The sequence below is a fragment of the Streptosporangium sp. NBC_01810 genome, from assembly GCF_035917355.1.
In the GTDB taxonomy this organism is placed as follows: Bacteria; Actinomycetota; Actinomycetes; order Streptosporangiales; family Streptosporangiaceae; genus Streptosporangium.
Genome location: NZ_CP109070.1, coordinates 3,358,173 through 3,377,279, shown reverse-complemented (window position 1 = coordinate 3,377,279; position 19,107 = coordinate 3,358,173). Strand labels below are relative to the sequence as shown.

The 19,107-nt window shown below is 68.8% G+C and carries 18 protein-coding genes; 12 read left to right on the top strand and 6 right to left on the bottom strand.

Annotated elements, in window-relative coordinates; translation table 11 throughout:
- Positions 1-59: 59 nt before the first annotated feature.
- Genes OIE13_RS15180 through OIE13_RS15170 form a run of 3 tightly spaced genes read left to right on the top strand, consistent with a single transcriptional unit; the run spans position 60 to position 3,159 of the window.
- Positions 60-1,073 (top strand): ABC transporter permease, encoded by a 1,014-nt coding sequence (locus OIE13_RS15180; RefSeq protein WP_326639180.1) that lies wholly within the window; start codon positions 60-62, stop codon positions 1,071-1,073.
- On the top strand, positions 1,070-2,107 hold the full coding sequence (locus OIE13_RS15175; RefSeq protein WP_326639182.1) for an ABC transporter ATP-binding protein: 1,038 nt from the start codon (positions 1,070-1,072) through the stop codon (positions 2,105-2,107). The genes OIE13_RS15180 and OIE13_RS15175 overlap by 4 nt, the downstream gene beginning before the upstream one ends.
- A gap of 35 nt (positions 2,108-2,142) precedes the next feature.
- Positions 2,143-3,159 (top strand): ABC transporter ATP-binding protein, encoded by a 1,017-nt coding sequence (locus OIE13_RS15170; RefSeq protein WP_326830154.1) that lies wholly within the window; start codon positions 2,143-2,145, stop codon positions 3,157-3,159.
- Between the two features lie 116 nt (positions 3,160-3,275).
- Here OIE13_RS15170 and OIE13_RS15165 read toward each other — a convergent pair whose 3' ends face one another.
- The 3 genes from OIE13_RS15165 to OIE13_RS15155 are packed head-to-tail and all read right to left on the bottom strand — an operon-like array spanning position 3,276 to position 6,131.
- Positions 3,276-3,956: a response regulator transcription factor gene (locus tag OIE13_RS15165; RefSeq protein ID WP_326647060.1), complete on the bottom strand. Its 681-nt coding sequence runs from the start codon at positions 3,954-3,956 to the stop codon at positions 3,276-3,278.
- Entirely contained in the window at positions 3,956-5,164 is a 1,209-nt protein-coding gene (locus OIE13_RS15160) for a sensor histidine kinase (RefSeq protein WP_326830153.1), read from the bottom strand. Before OIE13_RS15160 ends, OIE13_RS15165 begins: the two co-directional genes overlap by 1 nt.
- 58 nt (positions 5,165-5,222) lie before the next feature.
- Positions 5,223-6,131 carry a RecB family exonuclease gene (locus OIE13_RS15155; protein ID WP_326639187.1) on the bottom strand — a complete coding sequence of 303 codons (909 nt, stop codon included), beginning with the start codon at positions 6,129-6,131 and terminating at the stop codon, positions 5,223-5,225.
- A 179-nt stretch (positions 6,132-6,310) separates the two neighbouring features.
- Between OIE13_RS15155 and OIE13_RS15150 the strand changes: the two genes are divergently transcribed.
- The 4 genes from OIE13_RS15150 (at position 6,311) to OIE13_RS15135 (ending at position 10,983) form a co-directional block, all read left to right on the top strand.
- Positions 6,311-7,399, top strand: coding sequence for a site-2 protease family protein (locus OIE13_RS15150; protein WP_326647062.1), 1,089 nt, complete (start codon positions 6,311-6,313; stop codon positions 7,397-7,399).
- A gap of 158 nt (positions 7,400-7,557) precedes the next feature.
- Entirely contained in the window at positions 7,558-9,093 is a 1,536-nt protein-coding gene (locus tag OIE13_RS15145; protein WP_326639189.1) for a hypothetical protein, read from the top strand.
- A gap of 13 nt (positions 9,094-9,106) precedes the next feature.
- A complete protein-coding gene (locus OIE13_RS15140) occupies positions 9,107-9,544 on the top strand; it encodes a hypothetical protein (protein WP_326639191.1) in 438 nt (145 codons plus the stop codon).
- A complete protein-coding gene (locus OIE13_RS15135; protein WP_326639192.1) occupies positions 9,541-10,983 on the top strand; it encodes an FHA domain-containing protein in 1,443 nt (480 codons plus the stop codon). The genes OIE13_RS15140 and OIE13_RS15135 overlap by 4 nt, the downstream gene beginning before the upstream one ends.
- 109 nt (positions 10,984-11,092) lie before the next feature.
- Here the strand turns inward: OIE13_RS15135 and OIE13_RS15130 are convergent, their stop codons facing one another.
- Positions 11,093-13,084 (bottom strand): cation:proton antiporter, encoded by a 1,992-nt coding sequence (locus tag OIE13_RS15130; RefSeq protein ID WP_326830152.1) that lies wholly within the window; start codon positions 13,082-13,084, stop codon positions 11,093-11,095.
- Positions 13,085-13,155: 71 nt separating this feature from the next.
- Here OIE13_RS15130 and OIE13_RS15125 point away from each other — a divergent pair, with 71 nt between their 5' ends.
- Positions 13,156-13,992: a serine/threonine-protein kinase gene (locus OIE13_RS15125; RefSeq protein WP_326830151.1), complete on the top strand. Its 837-nt coding sequence runs from the start codon at positions 13,156-13,158 to the stop codon at positions 13,990-13,992.
- A gap of 97 nt (positions 13,993-14,089) precedes the next feature.
- Here OIE13_RS15125 and OIE13_RS15120 read toward each other — a convergent pair whose 3' ends face one another.
- Positions 14,090-14,224 carry a TetR family transcriptional regulator C-terminal domain-containing protein gene (locus OIE13_RS15120; RefSeq protein ID WP_326639199.1) on the bottom strand — a complete coding sequence of 45 codons (135 nt, stop codon included), beginning with the start codon at positions 14,222-14,224 and terminating at the stop codon, positions 14,090-14,092.
- Between OIE13_RS15120 and OIE13_RS15115 the strand changes: the two genes are divergently transcribed.
- Together OIE13_RS15115 and OIE13_RS15110 are read left to right on the top strand one after the other, a co-directional pair.
- A complete protein-coding gene (locus OIE13_RS15115) occupies positions 14,180-14,629 on the top strand; it encodes an aminotransferase class III-fold pyridoxal phosphate-dependent enzyme (RefSeq protein WP_326639201.1) in 450 nt (149 codons plus the stop codon). The genes OIE13_RS15120 and OIE13_RS15115 overlap by 45 nt on opposite strands.
- Entirely contained in the window at positions 14,578-14,928 is a 351-nt protein-coding gene (locus OIE13_RS15110) for a hypothetical protein (protein ID WP_326639202.1), read from the top strand. The genes OIE13_RS15115 and OIE13_RS15110 overlap by 52 nt, the downstream gene beginning before the upstream one ends.
- On the opposite strand, the gene OIE13_RS15105 is transcribed toward OIE13_RS15110, so the two are convergent.
- The gene (locus OIE13_RS15105) at positions 14,903-16,030 is read right to left on the bottom strand and encodes a GNAT family N-acetyltransferase (RefSeq protein WP_326830150.1); all 1,128 of its coding nucleotides are present in this window, start codon (positions 16,028-16,030) and stop codon (positions 14,903-14,905) included. The two genes, OIE13_RS15110 and OIE13_RS15105, sit on opposite strands and share 26 nt — an antisense overlap.
- A 174-nt stretch (positions 16,031-16,204) precedes the next feature.
- Here OIE13_RS15105 and OIE13_RS15100 point away from each other — a divergent pair, with 174 nt between their 5' ends.
- Entirely contained in the window at positions 16,205-17,074 is an 870-nt protein-coding gene (locus tag OIE13_RS15100) for a tRNA (adenine-N1)-methyltransferase (protein WP_326639206.1), read from the top strand.
- Positions 17,075-17,280: 206 nt separating this feature from the next.
- Positions 17,281-19,044, top strand: a complete 1,764-nt coding sequence (gene arc, locus OIE13_RS15095) for a proteasome ATPase (RefSeq protein WP_326639208.1) — start codon at positions 17,281-17,283, stop codon at positions 19,042-19,044.
- Positions 19,045-19,107: the final 63 nt, after the last annotated feature.

The window sequence follows — 19,107 nt, the reverse complement described above, 5'->3', positions numbered from 1 at the left end:
AGTTAGTCGAGGCTTGAAGGGACCGGCCCACAAGGCCGGTCCCTGGAGCCGGGGGGACTGTGGTCACTTACATCATCCGGCGCCTGATCGGCGCGGTGCTCATGCTCGTCATCGTGAGCATGGTCACGTTCTCGATCTTCTTCGTGGTTCCCCGTATCGCGGGCGCCACGGCTGAGGACTTCGCCAGCCGTTACATGGGCAGATCCGCCAACACGGAGATGATCGCGGTCACGGCGGAAAAACTCGGGTTCAACGACCCGATCCCCGTGCAGTACGGCCGCTGGATCTCAGGTGTCTTCGTCGGCTCGGAGTTCGACACCGGCGCCACCATCGAGGAGTGCCCCGCTCCCTGTTTCGGCTACTCCTTCATCAGGAGGCAACCGGTCTGGCCCGACCTGGTGGATCGCATCCCGGTGACCCTCTCGCTAGCCCTGGGCGCGTCGGTCATCTGGTTGCTCTGCGGCGTCGCGACAGGCGTGCTGTCCGCGCTGCGAAAAGGCACGATCTTCGACCGGGCGGCGATGAGCATCGCGCTCGCCGGGGTCTCCCTGCCGGTCTTCTTCACCGGCATCGTCTCCCTCGTCGTCTTCAGCTACGGGTTAGGTATCACCGCGCCGGGCGGTAGCTTCACGCCGTTCCTGGAGAATCCGGTGGAATGGGCCTACGACCTCCTGCTGCCATGGATCACACTCGCATTCCTCTATGCCGCGTCCTACGCGCGTCTGACCAGGGCGGGAATGCTGGAGACCATGAGCGAGGACTACATCCGCACGGCCAGGGCCAAGGGCATGAAGGAGTCCAGGGTGGTCGTCAAGCACGGCCTGCGCGCCGCGCTGACCCCCATCCTGACGATCTTCGGCCTGGACCTCGGCCTGCTGCTCGGTGGCGCGGTGCTCACCGAGAGCACGTTCTCGCTGAAGGGCATCGGCGACTACGCCGTCCAGGCCATCGTGACGAACGACCTTCCGAAGATCATGGGTGTCACCATGGTCGCGGCGCTCTTCGTCGTGCTGGCCAGTCTGATCGTCGACCTGCTGTACGCGGTGGTCGACCCGAGGGTGAGGCTGGGATGAGCGCTCCGTCGAGCTTTCTCGAACTGAGGGACCTGCGGATCCACTTTCCGACGGACGACGGCCTGGTCAAGTCCGTCGACGGGCTCTCCTTCCAACTGGAGCGCGGTAAGACGCTCGGCATCGTGGGCGAGTCCGGATCCGGCAAGAGCGTCACCTCGCTGGGCATCCTCGGTCTGCACAAGGGCGGCCGGGCGAAGATCTCCGGTGAGATCTGGCTGGACGGCGAGGAACTCGTCACCGCCTCCGCCGACCATGTCCGGACGTTGCGCGGCAAGAAGATGGCGATGATCTTTCAGGATCCGCTCTCGGCGATGCACCCCTTCTACACGGTGGGCGCGCAGATCATGGAGGCGTACCGGATCCACAACCAGGTCAGCAAGAAGGTCGCGCGCAAGCACGCCATCGACATGCTGGGCCGGGTGGGCATCCCGCAGCCGGAAAAGCGCGTCGACAGCTATCCGCATGAGTTCTCCGGCGGTATGCGCCAGCGTGCGATGATCGCCATGGCGCTCTCCTGTGACCCGGAACTGCTGATCGCGGACGAGCCGACCACGGCTCTCGACGTGACGGTCCAGGCACAGATCCTGGACCTGATGCGCGACCTGCAGCGTGACTTCAACGCCGCGTTGATCGTCATCACCCACGACCTGGGTGTCGTCGCGGAGCTGTCGGACGACATCCTGGTGATGTACGGCGGAAAGGGCATCGAGTACGGCACGGCGGAGGACATCTTCGAGCGGCCCGAACATCCCTACACGTGGGGCCTGCTGGGATCGATGCCACGCCTGGACCGGGAGCGGACCGAACGGCTGCTGCCGATCAAGGGCACTCCTCCCTCGCTGATCAACGTGCCCACCGGATGTGCCTTCCACCCGCGCTGCGCCTATGCCGACCGCACCGGAGGGAAGTCGAGCACCGAGGTGCCCGAGCTGTTCGAGAGCGACGGCGGCCATCTGGTCCGGTGCCACCTGTCCCGCGAGGTCAGGCGGGACATCTGGGAGAGCGAGATCAAAGTGAACCTGGAGTCCTCGTGAGCGAGCGAGAGGCGCGTTCGACGAACGGAAAGTTTGTGACCGAGCCAATTCTGTCAGTGCAAGGGCTGGAGAAGCACTTCCCCGTCACCAAGGGCCTGTTCAAACGCCAGGTCGGTGCGGTCAAAGCGGTCGACGGGATCAGCTTCGACGTCCTCAAGGGGGAGACCCTCGGTCTGGTGGGCGAGTCCGGCTGTGGCAAGACCACGACGGGTCGCATGATCACCAGGCTCATCGAGCCGACCGGCGGGAAGGTCGTCTTCGAGGGCCACGACATCACTCACATGTCACAGTCCAGGATTCGGCCACTCCGGCGCGACATGCAGATCATCTTCCAGGACCCCTACTCCTCGCTCAACCCCCGCCACACGGTCGGCGCCATCGTCGGTGCGCCGTTCCGTATCCAGGGGATCAAGACCGAACAGGGGATCAAGAAGGAAGTCCAGGACATCCTCGCCCTGGTCGGTCTCAACCCCGAGCACTACAACCGTTACCCGCACGAGTTCTCCGGGGGCCAGCGCCAGCGCATCGGCATCGCCCGCACGCTCGCGCTCAAGCCCAAGCTCATCGTCGCCGACGAGCCGGTGTCCGCGCTGGACGTGTCGATCCAGGCCCAGGTCGTCAACCTGCTGGAGGATCTGCAGAACGAGCTCGACCTGACCTATGTGGTCATCGCGCACGACCTGTCGGTGGTCCGGCACATCAGCGACCGGGTCGCGGTCATGTACCTCGGCAAGATCGTCGAGCTGGCGGACCGTAAGAACCTGTACGAGTCGCCCATGCACCCCTACACCACCGCGCTGATGTCCGCGGTCCCGGTCCCGGACGTCAAGCGGCGCGAGGGGCGCGAGCGCATCCGCCTCCAGGGCGACGTGCCCAGCCCGCTCAACCCCCCGCCCGCCTGCCGTTTCCACACCCGGTGCTGGAAGGCCCAGGAGATCTGCAAGGCCGTGGAACCGCCGCTGGCAGAGCTGGCAGCGGGCCACCGGGTGGCCTGTCACTTCCCGGAGAACGCCCCCAAGGAGCAGCCGCCCCTGCAGGCCGTCCCCGGCTGACAGACCGTATCCGGCTGATCGACCCCGGCCCGCGCCCTCTCCGGCTTCCCGCCCATCGATGCGATGATCCGGTCGGCCGGTGCGCGGGCGCGCCCGTTCGCGCCGGGGCGCCGGGGTCAGGGAAGCGCACCGGGGGTGATCAGGCCGGTCTCGTACGCGAGGACGACGGCCTGGACGCGGTCGCGCAGGCTCAGCTTGGTGAGCACGTTGCCGACGTGGGTCTTGACCGTCGTCTCGCTCACCACCAGCTCGGCGGCGATCTCCGCGTTGGACATGCCCTTGGCGATCAGCTTGAGCACCTCCAGCTCACGCTCGGTCAGCCGCTCCAGGCGAGCGGGGGTGGACTCCCGGTGGGTCGGCAGATGTGCGCCGAACTTGTCCAGCAGCCGCCTGGTGATGCTCGGCGCGACGATGGCGTCGCCGGCCGCCACCACCCGGATGGCCTGCACCAGTTCCTCCGGCGGGACGTCCTTCAGCAGGAAGCCGCTGGCTCCGGCACGCAGCGCCTCCACGATGTACTCGTCCAGGTCGAAGGTGGTCAGCACCAGCACCCGGGGCACATGCGCGCCCCCGGCGGCCTCCCGTACGATTCGACGGGTCGCCTCGATGCCGTCCACGCCCGGCATCCGGATGTCCATCAGCACCACGTCGGGCAGCAGAGCCCGCGACTGGTCCTGTGCGGCCTTGCCGTCCCCCGCCTCACCGACCACGGTGAGATCGGGTTCGGCCTCGAGGATCAGGCGGAAACCGGTGCGCAGGAGTGGCTGGTCGTCCACCAGCAGCACTCTGATCGTCATCATGTGTCCTTGAGGGGGAACCGGGCATCGACCTCGAATCCGCCCTCGGGACGTGGGCCGATCCTCAGAAGTCCACCATAGAGGGCAACGCGTTCGCGGATGCCCACCAGTCCGTGACCGGTCTCCCCCTCGCCCGCTTCGCACGCTCCCTGGCCGAGGCCGTCGTCGGTGACCTTCACGGCCAGCTCGCCAGACTCGTGCCGCACCGTCACCCAGGCCCGTGCCTGCGGCCCCGCGTGCCGCAGGCTGTTGGTGAGGGCCTCCTGCACCAGCCGGTACGCGGCCAGATCGACCCCGGGAGGCAGCGCCGCCGCCCCCGCCGTCCCGCGCTCGTCCTCGATCCACAGCTGTGTCCGCAGCCCCGCCTCTCGCATCTGGTCCACCAGGGCGGGAATCTCACGCATCCCCGGCTGCGGATTGCGCTCGGCGGGCATCGCGTCGGTCCTGAGCACGCCCACGAGGCTGCGCATCTCCGACATCGCGGTCCGGCCCAGCTCCTCGATCGCCGACAAGGCCTCCCGCGCTCCCTCGGGGTTGCCGGCCAGCACCCGGCGTGCCGCGGCGGCCTGGACGGTCATCACGCTCACGTGGTGGGCCACCACGTCGTGCAGCTCACGGGCGATGCGGGAGCGTTCCTCGGCCCTGGCCGCCCGGGTGTCGGCCTCCCGGATGCGCTCCATGCGCCGTGCCCGGTCGTGCAGCTCCGCCTGGTAGGCCCGGCGCAGCCGTACGTTCCGGCCGGCGATCCACAGGGAGACGGCGAAGACGACCATCGGCAGGTGGGTGCTCCACCCGCCGAGCCCGCCGCCGACCGCGGTCGCCAGGAAGTGACCGGTCAGGGCCAGCGCCGGCGCGCACAGGCTGAGTGCCAGGCCGCGCCGGACGGCGATCGTGTAAACCAGTACCAGGGCGGCGAGCCAGAGCAGGGAGGAACTTCGCCCCGCCGCGGCCAGCGTGATCTCGGTCAGGCAGACCAGGCAGAGCAGCAGGAAAGGCCAGTGGCGGCGCAGCGCCACCGACAGGCAGCCGGTCACGATCAGGCCGAGGCTCATCGCGTCCGGCTCGCCAAGACGGGCCGGGTCGCCGAAAACCTGGGCGACGTGAGCGAAGGGAACCGCGGCGGCCGCCAGCGTCGCCCCGAGGAGCAGATCAGGGATCAGCGGATGCCGGTGAAACCACGCCCGCAGGCCGCCGATGGTGTTGCGCACACAACCAACTTAGGCGCCCTCCCCATCAATCCACCCTGCCACAGGCGGATATCCACCCTCATCCCCAGGGAGGACTGTGTTGATTGCGACGCGTGTTGTTGGCGACGCTGCGCGCAGCGTCGCCAACAACACGACTGCTGCGGATGGTGTCGCCCGGCTGCCGTTCGGGGACCGGTGGGGGAGTGCCGCCGAACTCCGGGCACAGGTCCTTGTAGCTGCACCAGCCGCACAGCCTGCTGGGCCTGGCACGCCACTCGCCCGTCTCCAGTGCCCGCTCGATGGCCTGCCACAGGGCCTGGACCTTCCTCTCGGTGGCCAGCAGGTCGGCCTCGTCGGGGGTGTAACGCAGGACCTCGCCACCACCCCCCAGGTACATCAGCTGGAGCAGGCGGGGCACCACGCCGCGCAGCCGCCACAGCACCAGCGCGTAGAACCTCATCTGGAACAGCGCCTTGGCCTCGAAGGCGGGCCCCGGGGCGCTGCCGGTCTTGTAGTCGACGACGCGGACCTCGCCGCTGGGCGCCACGTCCAGCCTGTCGATGTAGCCCCGCAACATCAGGCCGCTGCCGAGCACCGCCTCCACGTAGAGTTCCCGCTCGGCGGGCTCCAGGCAGGTGGGGTCCTCAAGGGTGAAATAGCGTTCCAGCATGACGCGGGCCTGGCCCAGCCACTCGGCGCGGTCGTCGTCGCCGGTGAACATGTCGGCGTACGAGGGATCCTCCTGCTGTAGCCTGCGCCACTGCGGCTCCAGCAGGTCCTGGGCCGCGGCGACCGTGCGATCGGGGGCGGGCAGGTCGTACAGCCGTTCCAGCACGGAGTGGACCATCGTGCCGCGCACCGCGGCCGGCGACGGCGGCTCGGGGAGCCTGTCGATCACCCGGAAGCGGTAGAGAAGCGGGCACGTCATGAAGTCACCCGCTCGCGACGGCGACAGGGCTCCGATGATCGTGGGCTCGGTCAGCGACATGACCGCACTGTAGGTCACGGTGACGACAGTTTGCGCCGCAGGTGTCCTCGTGGCGTCTGCCGGTGGTCCGGCGGCGCGTACCATCGAGGCTTGAGGGTGGATTGAACACGGGTTGAACGAGGAGTGGTGAGCCAGCGGTGAGCAGCGACAGCCCACGCCGGGACAGTACAGGGCTGCGGATGGGCCGGCCGTTCGGCATCCCGGTCTACGTCTCGCCGACCTGGCTCATCGTGGCGGCGTTCATCACCTACTCGTTCCAGAGTGTGGTGGCCTACTGGCTGCCCGACCTGAGCATCCCGATCACGTACGTCGTCGCGTTCGTCTTCGCGGTGCTGCTGTACGTCTCGGTGCTCCTGCACGAGCTGGCGCACTGCGTGGTCGCCAGGATGTACGGCCTGCCGGTCCGGCGCATCACGCTCTACCTGCTCGGCGGCGTCTCGGAGATCGAACGCGAGCCGGAGACCCCCGGCAGAGAGTTCATGGTGGCCTTCGCCGGGCCCCTGCTCTCGCTCGGCCTGGCCGGGCTCGGTTTTGCCGCCTCCCGGGTCATCGACCCCGGCACGATCCCCGGGATCCTGGTCTTCCAGCTCTGGGTCGCCAACCTGATCGTGGGCATCTTCAACCTGCTGCCGGGCTTGCCGCTCGACGGGGGGCGGATGCTCCGCGCCGGCGTCTGGAAGGTCACCCGCAAGCCCGGTACGGGCACGATCGCCGCGGCCTGGGCGGGGCGGGTGCTGGCCGTGGCCCTGGTCGCGATCCCCATCGGGCTGGCGCTGGCGGCCGGGCAGGCACCGGACCTGACGCTCGCCTGGTCGGTGCTGCTGGCCGCCTTCATCTGGTTCGGCGCCACCCAGGCGTTGCGCGGCGCCCGGGTGCGTGCCCGCATCCCCAAGGTCAACGCCCGCGCCCTGGCCAGGCGGGCCATCGCGGTGACCGGTGACGTGCCGCTGGCCGAGGCCCTGCGCCGGGCCGCAGAGGCGCAGGCGGGGGCGATGGTGGTGGTCGACCATGAGGGCCACCCCACGGGCATCGTCAACGAGGTCGCAGTGGAGGCCACTCCGGAGAGCCGCCGCCCCTGGGTGACGACGGGTTCGCTCTCGCGCAGTCTCGAACCGTCGCTGGTGCTGGCCGCCGATCTGGAGGGGGAGCCGCTGATCGACGCCATGCGCGAATCCCCCGCGGGGGAGTATCTCCTGGTGGAGCGCGGTGGCGAGATCTTCGGTGTGCTCGCGACGTCGGACGTGAATCGAGTATTCAGCGGGGTTTAAGCGAACCACATGTCGTTTGCAGGCGTCTCACTGAATACTCGCCGAGGATAGGACGACCAGGGAAAATCATGCCTGTTTGTCCCACTCGTTTTCGGCTCGTACCAGGACTAGGGTTTTGGCTAGCGAACTGGCTGGTCATGTAGCTTAAGGGACGTCAATTGGCACCCCCCCAAACACCGGCTCCGGCCGGCGATCTGACGCCGGATCTCCTCGGCGCGCCCGAATGGACCGACCAGATGGTCGCTGCCGCGGGCATCCCCATGTACGATATTCCGTTCCTCACCGTCGGTGGGGGTATGGGATCCTTCGTGACGCTCGACTATCTGAGGATCTACGGCGTCCCCACCTCACAGATGCGGGTGGTCTCCAATATCGATCACCCGTGGCAGACCTACGAGTTCCTCACCAGGTGCTCGCAGATCCCCCGGGGGGAGCGGATCCGCTCCGACTCCTCCTCCCGCCCGGACAACCTGTGGGGCTTCCCCTCCTACGCCCTGGAAGAGGCGTGGAAGGAGAAGAAACCGTCGTACCTGTGGCAGATCCTCACCGAGCCCCTCCTGAACGACTACTGGACCCCGCGCGCCGGCACGGTCTTCGAGAACCTCGAGCGCGAGGCCAAACGCATCAACTACTGGGACATGCTGGTCAAGGGGCAGGTGCGGATGGTCCGCCGCCGGGCCGGTGGCGGCTACTTCACCGTGGTCACCCCACCGGACGGCGCGGCGGCGACCAAGCGCATCATCTTCCGCTCGCGCTTCGTGCACGTCGCGATCGGCTACCCGGGCCTGAAGTTCCTGCCCGACCTGCAGGAGTTCCGGACCAAGCACGGTGACTACCAGCACGTCGTCAACGCCTACGAGCCGCATGAGCAGGTCTACGAGTTCCTGAAGACCAGGCCGGGCACCGTGGTCATTCGCGGCGGCGGCATCGTCGCCTCCCGGGTGCTTCAGCGGCTGTTCGACGATCGGGAGCGGCACGGCCTGCAGACCCAGATCATCCACATCTTCCGCACGTTCATCAGCGGCTCCCACGGCCCGCACATCTGGTCACGCCGTAAGGGCGGGGACGGCTGGGCCTACCAGGGCTTCAACTACCCCAAGTCGGTGTGGGGTGGTCAGCTCAAGGCGCAGATGCGCAAGCTCGAAGGCGCCGACCGGGCGAAGAAGTACAAGGAGATGGGCGGCACCAACACCCCCTACCGGCGGCGCTGGCAGGAGCAGATGCGCGCGGGCCGCAGCGGAGGTTACTACCACCCCGTGCAGGGCACCGTCGACCGCGTGGAGCACAGCCAGGACGGGCGGCTGGTCAGCTACGTGCGCAGCAGCGACGGCATCGTCCGCGAGCCGGTCTCCGACTACATCATCGACTGCACCGGCCTGGAGGCCGACATCGCCGAGCATCGGATCTTCGCGGACCTGCTCCAACACGGCGGGGCGTTCCGCAATCCGGTGGGCAGGCTCGAGGTGGAGCGCCACTTCGAGGTGAAGGGGACGGCCAATGGTGACGGTGCCCTCTACGCCTCTGGATCGGCCACGCTCGGGGGGTACTTCCCGGGTGTCGACACCTTCCTTGGCCTGCAGATCGCGGCTCAGGAGATAGCCGACGATCTGGCGAGGCGGGGGTTCGTCAAGAAGATGGGGCCGCTGCGCTCGACCTCGCAGTGGTTCAAATGGGCCTTCAACTCGTCGGTATAAGGAGTAATCCCCTGTGGTTCCGACCCTGTGGGGCCGTATTCAGACGCGCCTCCTCATGCTCGCCACCGTTGGTGCGATCATCACCCTGCTGATCGTGCCGGTGCTTCCCGGCTCCTCCGGGCCGCTCTCCGAGCGCTATGTCAACGGGTTCCTGGTGCTCGCGGCGGTAGGCGTGCTGGGGATCGTCTGGGAGCTGATATATCACTTCCTGATGCAGTTCAGATGGGAGAAGGACTGGCCGACCCTCTTCGGTCTGCTGACGCTCGTCCCCGAAGGCCTTGTACTGTACTTTTTGCTACGGTCCGGTGCAGTCGATGTTATCGATCCGGTTCCGTCGGCTGCCTTCTGGACGCACTTCACGGTCGTCTGGGTATGCATCTGGCTGGTGACGAACGGTCCCATGCGGGTGCCGTTCATCCGGTGGCGTTTCCGGGGAGGGAGAGTTCTGTGACCGACCAGGGCTTCGGGGTGGTGCGTCCGCTTCCGGGCAACGGGCTGGTGGCCTACGTGGGCGGCCTGCTGCTGGTGTGCGACGCGGCCGAGGCCGTCGTTGAGGATCTGCTGGGGGCACTGCGGGAGACCGCGGCCTCGGGCGGCGACGGCCGGTCGCTGGCCCGCCGGGTCGCCCGGATCCTCGCCGTCGTGATAGGCGAGCCGGTGGCGTGTGCCGTCGCCGGCCCGGTCAGTGGGGGAGTGGCCGTCCTGGTCAGCGGCCCGGCGTTCGCGGCGGTTACCGGGGTGGCCGGTGAGATCCAGCTCGCCGGGCGTGACGCGCTCACCTGGTCCGACCGGCTGGTTCCCGGCCCGGTGACCCGGGTGGAGTTGAGCCTGCCGGATGCCGGGGCCGCGCACCCGCTGTCCCGGCTGGACGCCGGGGTGATCGTCGCAGGCGGCGTCTGGTGCGACCTGACCGAGGATGGGGCCGCCCCGCAGGCGATGTCGCGGATGGAGCCCGCCGCGTCACAGGTCCAGCAGGCGGCGCCCCGGATGGAGCCCGTGGCCCCCGCGCCCACCCCGATGCCCGCGCCGTCCGAGCGGCCGGCCGCCCCCGAGTGGTCGGCCCCTCAGGAGGCCGCCCCGCCGGCGCCCTACCCCCTGGGCCCGGCGGATCCGTATCAGCCGGTCACCGCTCCGCCGATGATGGAGCCGCAGCCGCAGGCATGGCACTCCGAGCCGCTGCCCGTGGTCTCCCCGCAGGGGCCGGTGCCCTCCGGCGGACCCGCCCCCGCGATCATCCACCACGAAGAGGTCCATCACGAGGACATCGACACCGCCAGGGCCAGCGGGATGGGCGGGGATCCCGTTGACGTCCGCGACCAGCCGTTCGAGTACGAGCTGCTGACGCCCGGCGGTTCACAGTCCGCGGCCGAGTCCCTGGCGCCCGCGCCGAACTCCGGGGCCGAGCCCGAGGCGCGGCCGCTGGTCTACGGGGTCGACTGCAAGAACGACCACTTCAACGACCCCCGCGTGCCCTACTGCGCGGTCTGCGGTATCGCGCTGGTCCAGCGCACCCTGGTTCCCTACAAGGGGCCGCGCCCGCCGCTGGGGGTCCTGCTCCTCGACGACGGCCTCACACTGCGGCTCGACACCGACTACCTGGTGGGCCGCGACCCCGAGCGGGCACCCGAGGTGGCCGACGGCTCCGTGCGCCCGGCCAAGGTCACCAGCCCCGACGGCTCGGTCTCCCGTCGGCATCTGCGGGTGGCGCTGGACGGCTGGGACGTCAACCTGGTCGACCTGGGGTCTGTCAACGGAACCCAGATCCAGCCGCCCGGCGACCCCAACTTCTACGACATCCCGCCGAACGAGCCGGTTGCGATCCAGCCCGGCACCACCGTGCGGATCGGCGTCTCGCGCACCATGCGCTACGAGTCGCATCGCAACCGCTGAGACCGTCTTCCGGGCGGTACGGCCACGGCCGTAGCGCCCGCGTGTTCTCCGGGGTCGCGGAGATTTTCTCCGTGGCGCCGTGGCGCTCGCGCGCCGGATCGGTGTGCGATCAGAGCCGCCGGATCGGGGCACGCAGGGCGGCGACGGCCTCGGCCCAGTCGACCGGGTCGGGGTCCTGCTCGGTGCGGACCAGCAGGTGCGCGCCCTCCGGGGCGGTCGCGGTGTCGGCGGCCACGATCAGCGCGCCCTCGGGGATCGCGCCCGATTCGGCCGCCACCCCGAGTCTGGACAGCCGCTGGGCCAGAGCGGAGGCCCGGTTCCCGCCGGTGACGACCAGCGGCCGGTCCCACAGCATCGCGAGGGTGAGCGCCACGTGGGCGGCCGCGTCGTCACCGGAGCCGTAACGCACCGCGACCGCTCCCGGCTCGGAGCCGGGCTCGGCCTGCTCAGGCAGGGGCAGCGACACGGTCACCACGCGGCAGGCCGAGCCGTCGCGCACGGCGGCATGGCCGGGGACGTCGGCGGGCAGCACCAGCAGGTCGGCTCGGGCACCGGAGGCCAGCTCGGGCAGCTCGCCCGCCACATCCGCGCTGAACCGGCTCACCACCCTGGTGGCCGAGCCGCGCTCGCGGGCGGTACCGGCCAGCGCCTCCAGGTCGTGGAGGGTCTCGGCCAGCTCGGCCAGCTCCGAGGAAAGGCCGCTGCCGACCTCCAGGCGGCCCGCAGGGTAGGGCCGCAGGTGGCCCAGGACCACCTCGGACGGCGACCTGGACAGGGCCAGGGTGATGGTCAGGCCGACCAGCGGGACCTGCTCGGCGGGGGGATCGGGGACGATCAACAGCACCCGGTGGGCGGCGGTCACGCCAAGGGCGGCACGTTCGGCTTCGGCGATGTCGCGGGCCACCCGCCTGTCGGGGTAGATCCTGCGTACCAGCGGGCCGGTCATCGCGGTCGTGACGAGGGCCATGACCACCATCAGCGAGTAGAGCTCGTCGTCGAGCACGCCCTTCTGCAGGCCGACGGTGAGGATGACGATCTCGGTGAGCCCTCGCGTGTTGAGCAGGGAGGCCAGTGCCCAGGACTGCCGGGCGGGCAGCCGCTGCGTCCGTGCGGCGGCGTAGGAGCCGAGCAGCTTGCCGCCGATCGCGACGACCAGGATCGCGGAGAGCGTGCCGAGGCTGGACAGGTCGAGCTCGCGCAGGTTGACGTTGAGCCCCGCCACGACGAAGAACATCGGCAACAGCAGCAGTACGGCGAGCTGTTCCAGCCGTTCCAGGATCTCGTGGTTGAGCCGTTCCGCCCCCTCGCGGGGCATCACCGTGCCGAACACGAACGCCCCGAAGATGAAGTGGACGTGCATCCACTCGGTGGCCCAGGCCGATCCGATCAGACCGAGGAGCACCAGGGAGAGCAGACCGGGCGTCAGCCGCCCGGCTTTCTCGTACGCGGGCACCATCCGGGCCAGCAGGGGCTTGACGACCAGGAACATCACCAGTGCGTACGGCAGGGCGAGCAGGACCTTCCACTGCCCTTCGGACTCTCCCGCCCCCGCGATGCCCACCACCACCGCCAGGACGGTCCAGGCGAGCACGTCGATGACGGCCGCCGAGGCCAGGGCAAGACCGCCGAGCGTGATCCGCTGCATTCCCCGGTCGGTGAGGATCCGTGCCAGCACCGGGAACGCGGTGGCGGCCATCGCCGCGCCCATGAACAGCACGAACGGCAGGGTCTTGTCGCCTCCCACGTGCTCGTCCGCGATGGCCAGCGCGAGCACGCAGCCCAGCACGAACGGCACCACGGTCGAGCCGAGTGCCACGGTCACCGCGATCCGGCCCTTGCCCCTGACCAGCTTCTGGTCCAGTTCCAGGCCGACGACGAACATGAACAGCACCAGGCCGACGTTGGCCAGGGCCTGCAGCGGGGGCCGCATCTCGGGGCCGAACAGCTTGTCACCGATCAGGGGGCCCAGCAGGGTGGGGCCCAGCAGGATGCCGGCCACGATCTCGCCGATGACCGGTGGCTGGCCGAGCCATCTGGCCAGCGCTCCGAAAAGCCGCGCGGCCGCGAGGACGATGACGAGGTCGAGTAGGAGCAGATCCATCTGCAGCAATTGCGAGCACGCTTTCCGTATGCCAAGAAAAGCCCCGAGAATGGCGAAGGCGACGTTACCGTGTGTGGGATGTCGTCGCGAACGTTGCGCAGGCATGGAGGGAGATCGTTGTGGAGGGCATCGCCGACTATGAGTTCATCCGGTCGCTGGGGGCGGGTAATCACGGTGAGTTCTATTTGGCGAAAAGGCCCGAGCGGTTACCCGTCGAGGCGGATCTGGTAGCGGTGAAGGTGGTGGGGGGCACGGGGAGCGACGCCTTCCGCCGCGCCACGAGAGAGTTGAAGGCGTTCGCCGCGGTGCGCTCTCCGTACCTGGTGCGGCTCTACGACGCCGGCCAGCAGGGCGGGGTGTTCTACTACTCGATGGAATATCTGCCGGACGGCTCGCTGGCGCGTCCTGCGGCGCGGCCGTCGCGGGAGCAGGTGCTGCGCTCGATCGCCTGCGTCTCCCATGCGGCGCAGGCACTGCACGAGGAGGGCATCGTCCATCGCGACATCCGCCCCGGCAACGTGCTGCTCGCAGACGACGGGGGCAAGCTCTCCGACCTGGGCCTTTCGCAGGTGCTGACGCCGGGCGCGACGGTGACCGGGATGGGAGACATCGGTTCGGTGGAGTTCACCGACCCCACGCTGCTGCAGGGGGAGACACCCACGCCCGCGGGCGACGTGTGGTCGCTGGGCGCGACGCTGCACTGGGCGGTGAGCGGTGTCGGGCTCTACGGGAGGCTGCCCACCCACGACCCGCTGCTGACCCTTCGAAAGGTGTACAGCACGTCGCCGTCGATCGATCCCGGGTTGGAGCCCGAGCTGTCGGATCTCGTCCAGGCATGCCTTGGCGACGTGGCCAAGCGGCCCACCGCGCGAGGGGTGGCCGACCGGCTCTACGCCCTGCTGGCCTGAACCTCCGCCCGCGTGCCGCGCGGGACCGTGGCGTCGGCTCCCGGGGTGTACGGGAGCCGAGTGGGGCGCCCGAGCGGGCACGGGGTGGGCCGGGCACTTATGTGCCGGTGGGGCGCAGGCGGTCCAGTTCCGCGTTGAGCACCCGCTCCAGGCGTGCGGTGCCGAGCCTGTCGGGGTAGAGCAGGCGGTGCGCACTCAGCCCGTCGACCAGGGCGAGCAGCCGCTCGGTCACGGCGTCGAGGCCGCCGCGGCGCAGGCGGAGTGCGACGTCGCCGCGATCATCGTGACGCCGTTCAAGCATGACTCGTTCGAGGACCAGGAACTCGTCGCCGCGGAGTTCGCCAGGGGGGTGCGGGCGCTGGCCGACCGGATCGGCGCCGCGCTGGTGATCGACGACGTGCGCGGGGGCTGGCGGATCGACCTGGGCGGCTCCTGGGAGCCCCTGGGTGTGCGCCCCGACCTGTACGCCTTCAGCAAGGCCATGGCCAACGGCCACCCGATCGCCGCCGTCACCGGTGTGGACGCCCTGCGGGGCCCGCCCAGACGCTCTACTCCACAGGTTCCTTCTGGTTCAACGCCGCTCCGATGGCCGCGGCCAAGGCCACCATCGAGACGCTGCGCGACATCGACGGCATAGCCCTGATGGAGCGCGCGGGCACCCGCCTGCGCGATGGCCTCGCCGCCCAGGCCGCCTCCCATGGCTTCGCGGTCAACCAGACCGGCCCGGTGCAGATCCCGTGGCTCTCCTTCGAGGGGGACGCGACGCTGGACAAGAGCATGTTCTGGGCGGCGGCCTGCCTGCGGGAGGGGGTCTACCTCCATCCGTGGCACAACTGGTTCCTGTCCGCGGCCCACACCGACGCCGACATCGACCGGGTGCTGCAGGGCACCGACGCGGCCTACGCCAGGCTCAGGGCCCACTTCGGCGCCGACTGAACGCGCGGCTAGCGAGGGGGGCGTCCCGCAGCCGGTACCACTGCAGGTCGTCCAGGCGGGTGCCGTCGGGGCCGGGCAGCAGTCCGCGCAGCAGCGCCTCGCGGGTGAAGCCCGCGCGCTCCAGCACGTGCTGCGAGGCGACGTTGGCGGGGGAGGTGCCCGCGATGATCCGGCTCAGGGGGGTGTGCTCGAAGGCCCAATCGACCAGCAGGTTCACCGCCCTGGTGGTGAAGCCCCTGCCGCGGAACGCCGGTAGCAGGCTGTAGCCCGTCATGGCCTGCCCCAGCGGCGGGATCAGGTTGGAGAGCTGGATCTCCCCGGCGAACGCGCCCGTCGCGGCGTCCATGATCACCGCCTCGACCCCCCTGCCGGCCAGCCGGTTCGCGCCCGCCGTGCGGCACCGCTCCTCGACCTGCTCGGCGCTGTGCGGCTCGGGCGGGACGCTGTATCTCACGACGTCGGGCAGGTTCTGCAGCGCCAGGTAGTCGGCGGCGTCGGCGGGGGTGAGCGTCCTGAGCCGCACGATCCCGTCGGTCAGCGAGTCGCCGGGGAAGCCCGGCAGGAACGGTGTCACGCGCTCGCCGGAGTCGCCGCGCAGGCGTGCGAAGGAGACCAGGTCGCGGCGGGTGCCGCCACGATGCTGTTCGGCTCCGCGCCGCACGCCCTCGTGCCGGAAACCGGCGGCCAGGGCGACACACTGGCTGGCCAGGTTCTCCACGTCGGCGAGCAGTTCGACGCGTTCGACCCCGTGGGTGAAGCCCCACCCGGCCAGCGCGGCGGCGGCGGCCGTGGCCACCCCCCGGCCCCGCGCCCACGGCGCGACCAGGTAGCCGATCTCGTTGGTGCTCCGCAGACGGGAGGGCTTGAGGCCGATGTTGCCCAGCCACTCGCCCGTCACAGCGTCCGCGATCGCGAACGCGGCTCCCCCGCTCCTCCAATCCTCCTCGGCCATCTCCAGGTACCGGAGCGCGTCGTCTCGGGTGTAGGGCACGGGCACGCGGGGGAGGAACCGGACGATCTCCGGGTCGGCGCAGGCGCGGACGATCGCCTCGGCGTCCGTGGGGGCGAGCGGCCTCAGGACGACGGGACCTGCCGGAATCACATCTTGGGGAAACACATGACAACAGCTACCAGTTCCTTCGTAGTACGGCGAACTATTTTGCGGATCGTCCCGGTCTGTTTGATCTAGAGAACCGCGTCCGTTCTCTTCCGGCCGACCATCGGCCCCGGCCCGAGGCGGGACCGGCCGTGGTCGCGCGCCGTTAACCTTGCGGTCATGGGTTTTCGCAGGCATGGGCCGTTTCAGGCCGGGGATCAGGTTCAGCTCACCGACCCCAAGAACAAGCGTCATACGGTGACGCTGAAGGAAGACGGCGTGTTCCACACGCACAAGGGAGGGATCCCGCACAGTGAGCTGATCGGCCGGCCCGAGGGCTCGGTGGTGCGTTCGTCCGGCGGCACCCAGTATCTGGCGTTCAGGCACCTGCTCCAGGACTACACGCTCTCCATGCCGCGCGGCGCGGCGGTCATCTATCCCAAGGACTCGGCGCAGATCGTGGCCATGGCCGACATCTTCCCGGGTGCCCGGGTGGTGGAGGCGGGGGTCGGTTCCGGCGCGCTCACCTGCTTTCTGCTGCGCGCGGTGGGCTCCGAGGGCACCGTCACCTCCTACGAACGGCGCCAGGACTTCGCCGAGATCGCCACCAAGAACGTGGAGAGGTTCTACGGCGGCCCGATGCCGCAGTGGCGCCTGGTGGTCGGCGACTTCGTCGCGGACCTCGACGAGAGCGACGTCGACCGGATCATCCTCGACATGCTCGCCCCGTGGGAATGTGTCGACGCCGCGTCCAAGGCTCTCACCCCTGGCGGTGTGATCTGCTGTTATGTCGCGACCACGACCCAGCTGTCGCGTACGGTCGAAACTCTCAGGGAGCACGGGAGTTTCACCGAGCCCCATGCGTGGGAGACCCTGGTTCGTGACTGGCATGTCGAGGGGCTCGCGGTACGGCCCGACCACAGGATGGTCGGTCACACCGGCTTTCTGGTCACGGCCCGCCGCATGGCCGACGGGGTGACACCACCACCTCGACGTAGGCGCCCGGCGAAGGGGGCACAGGGTGAGGAGTCCACGTCTTCCGCCACATGATGACGATTCGGACACGACGGTCCGTGAGGGAGTGACACGGGGGTTGACCTTCGTGTTCTTATGCTTCTAGTACTAAAAGCATCAAAAGGGATTAATCATCACGCACTTAATGTAGTTATACGAACACTGCTCAGCCAGGTAAGGGACAGCCCTTAGATGGGTAGGGTTTCGAGTAGTTCGGTCTCGACTGGGAAGGAGGTGACGCCGTGGCAGCTCGCGACGACGCTGAGGCTCGAGCCGCGCAGCGCGAACGGGAGGTCGCTGACCTCACAACACAGGTCTCCTTCCTGCAGGAGGAGATCACCGTGTTGCGTCGGAAGCTGACGGAGTCTCCCCGGCAGGCCAGGATCCTTGAAGAGCGTCTCCATGACGTGCAGGCGAACCTCGCGGCCGTAACCGGCCAGAACGAGCGTCTGGTGGCCACCCTCAAGGAGGCCAGAGACCAGATCGTCGCCTTGAAGGAGGAGGTAGACCGGTTGGCGCAGCCGCCATCCGGGTTCGGCGTGTTCCTCGAAACCAGAGAAGACGGCACGGTGGAGGTTTTCACCGGTGGCCGCAAACTCAGAGTGAACGTCAGTCCGGCGGTGGATGTCGACTCGCTGAAGCGTGGCCAGGAGGTCATGCTCAACGAGGCGCTCAACGTGGTCGAGGCCCTCGGCTTCGAGGAGCTCGGCGAGATCGTGATGCTCAAGGAGCTCCTTGAGGACGGCCAGCGCGCGTTGGTGATCTCGCATGCCGACGAGGAGCGGGTGGTGAAGCTCGCCGAGTCGCTGGTGGGCCAGCCGATCCGGGCAGGCGACTCCCTACTGCTCGAACCCCGTTCGGGCTACGTCTACGAGCGCATTCCCAAGTCCGAGGTCGAGGAGCTCGTCCTGGAGGAGGTGCCCGACATCTCCTACGAGGAGATCGGCGGGTTGATGCGGCAGATCGAGCAGATCCGGGACGCCATCGAGCTCCCGTACCTGCACGCCGACCTCTTCCGTGAGCACAAGCTCCGCCCGCCCAAGGGCGTCCTGCTCTACGGGCCGCCCGGCTGCGGCAAGACGCTCATCGCCAAGGCCGTCGCCAACTCCCTGGCCAAGCAGGTCGCGGAGAAGACCGGCCAGTCCGGCAAGAGCTTCTTCCTCAACATCAAGGGTCCCGAGCTGCTCAACAAGTACGTCGGCGAGACCGAGCGGCACATCCGCCTGGTCTTCCAGCGGGCTCGCGAGAAGGCCTCCGAGGGCACCCCGGTGATCGTGTTCTTCGACGAGATGGACTCGATCTTCCGGACCCGAGGTTCGGGCGTCTCCTCCGACGTCGAGAACACCATCGTTCCCCAGCTCCTGTCGGAGATCGACGGTGTCGAGGGCCTGGAGAACGTCATCGTGATCGGCGCCTCCAACCGTGAGGACATGATCGACCCGGCGATCCTGCGGCCCGGCCGCCTGGACGTCAAGATCAAGATCGAGCGGCCGGACGCGGAGGCGGCCAAGGACATCTTCTCGAAGTACCTCATAGCGGAGCTCCCACTCCACTCCGAGGATCTCTCCGAGCACGGCGGCAACCGCCAGGAGACCATATTCGGGATGATCCAGCGGGTCGTCGAGCGGATGTACACCGAGAGCGAGGAGAACCGCTTCCTTGAGGTGACCTACGCCAACGGGGACAAGGAGGTCCTGTACTTCAAGGACTTCAACTCCGGTGCGATGATCCAGAACATCGTCGACCGCGGTAAGAAGATGGCGATCAAGCAGTTCCTGGAGACCGGGCAGAAGGGCCTGCGGATCCAGCACCTGCTGGCGGCCTGCGTGGACGAGTTCTCCGAGAACGAGGACCTGCCCAACACCACCAACCCCGACGACTGGGCCCGCATCTCCGGCAAGAAGGGCGAGCGGATCGTCTACATCCGCACCCTCGTGACGGGCAAGCAGGGCACCGAGGCCGGGCGTTCCATCGACACGGTGGCCAACACCGGTCAGTACCTGTAACGGCGGCACGTGCCGACCGGCGGCGCGGCCCTCCTCGTGGGGGCCGCGCCGTCCGCGCAAACC

Excerpts from the sequence above, each read along its gene's own strand:
- OIE13_RS15155 (WP_326639187.1), bottom strand. The coding sequence starts at position 6,131 with ATGTCGCTGACCGAGCCCACGATCATCGGAGCCCTGTCGCCGTCGCGA.
- OIE13_RS15130 (WP_326830152.1), bottom strand. The coding sequence starts at position 13,084 with ATGGATCTGCTCCTACTCGACCTCGTCATCGTCCTCGCGGCCGCGCGG.
- OIE13_RS15165 (WP_326647060.1), bottom strand. The coding sequence starts at position 3,956 with ATGACGATCAGAGTGCTGCTGGTGGACGACCAGCCACTCCTGCGCACC.
- OIE13_RS15150 (WP_326647062.1), top strand. The coding sequence starts at position 6,311 with ATGGGCCGGCCGTTCGGCATCCCGGTCTACGTCTCGCCGACCTGGCTC.
- OIE13_RS15110 (WP_326639202.1), top strand. The coding sequence starts at position 14,578 with ATGGCCGCGGCCAAGGCCACCATCGAGACGCTGCGCGACATCGACGGC.
- OIE13_RS15175 (WP_326639182.1), top strand. The coding sequence starts at position 1,070 with ATGAGCGCTCCGTCGAGCTTTCTCGAACTGAGGGACCTGCGGATCCAC.
- OIE13_RS15100 (WP_326639206.1), top strand. The coding sequence starts at position 16,205 with ATGGGTTTTCGCAGGCATGGGCCGTTTCAGGCCGGGGATCAGGTTCAG.